This window comes from Candidatus Symbiopectobacterium sp. NZEC135 (assembly GCF_025962695.1).
The window spans coordinates 1-860 of record NZ_JAGFPF010000892.1 but is presented as its reverse complement, the minus strand read 5'-3'; the positions used below and the strand labels follow the sequence as shown (position 1 = coordinate 860).

Annotated in this window: 1 protein-coding gene and 1 pseudogene; both read right to left on the bottom strand. The window is 55.8% G+C overall.

The genetic code is table 11. From position 1 onward, the window contains the following. A partial coding sequence (gene queC, locus J5224_RS31245; RefSeq protein WP_264628886.1) for a 7-cyano-7-deazaguanine synthase QueC occupies window positions 1-573 on the bottom strand: 573 nt, incomplete at its 3' end. 95 nt (window positions 574-668) lie between these two features. Next, window positions 669-860 (bottom strand): annotated as a pseudogene (locus J5224_RS31240) (hypothetical protein); the annotation flags it as partial.

Genomic DNA, 860 nt, shown 5'->3' with positions numbered 1-860 from the left:
GTTGTAGCAGGTCAGCGTCTGGTTGCGTACCGTATCCAAATGGTGGTAGTGGTCAGCCAACGCCCAGGTTTCCGCCTTGTTGAGCCACATGAGCGGCGTAATAAACTGAATATCACGGGCGATACCGAGCACGATAGCCTGATTCAAGGCTTTGACAAACTCATCGCGACAGTCAGGATAGCCCGAAAAGTCGGTCTCACAGACGCCAGTGATCACCGCTTGCGCACCGACCTGGTAGGCGTAAATGGCAGCCAGCGTAAGAAACAGAATATTGCGCCCGGGCACGAACGTGCTGGGAATGCCGGACGCAGAGGCGTCGTAATCCGGCACGGCGATGTTGTCGCGCGTCAGGCTACTGACAGCCAACTCATTGAGTAAACCGACGTCCAGCACTTTGTGCGCTTTGGCACCCAATTGGTTTGCAAGCGCGCGCGCAATATCGATTTCCGCCCGGTGGCGCTGACCGTAATCGAATGTGACACAGTGCACTTCATCATACAGGCTGAGTGCCTGAATCAGGCAGGTGGTGGAGTCCTGCCCGCCGCTGAAAACGACAACCGCGCGTTTTGTCATTGCTGTACCTTTGATGCTCAAGGGCAATGTGCCCTGTGTGACGTAAAAGGTACATGCTATAGCAAAACCGCGTCGTTTTCAGCGTTAACGCGGTATCAGGCCAAAATCAGCTCGGGCTGACGTTGCGCTTGCCCCGCGTTGAGCTGTGCCAGATACGGGCTGATATCGCCGATGTGTTGCGCTACCCATTCGGCGTTGTAATAGGTATCCAGATAACGCTCCCCGCTGTCGCACAGCAAGGTGAGAATCGCCCCTTGTTTGCCCTGCGCACGCATCTGGTTAGCCAG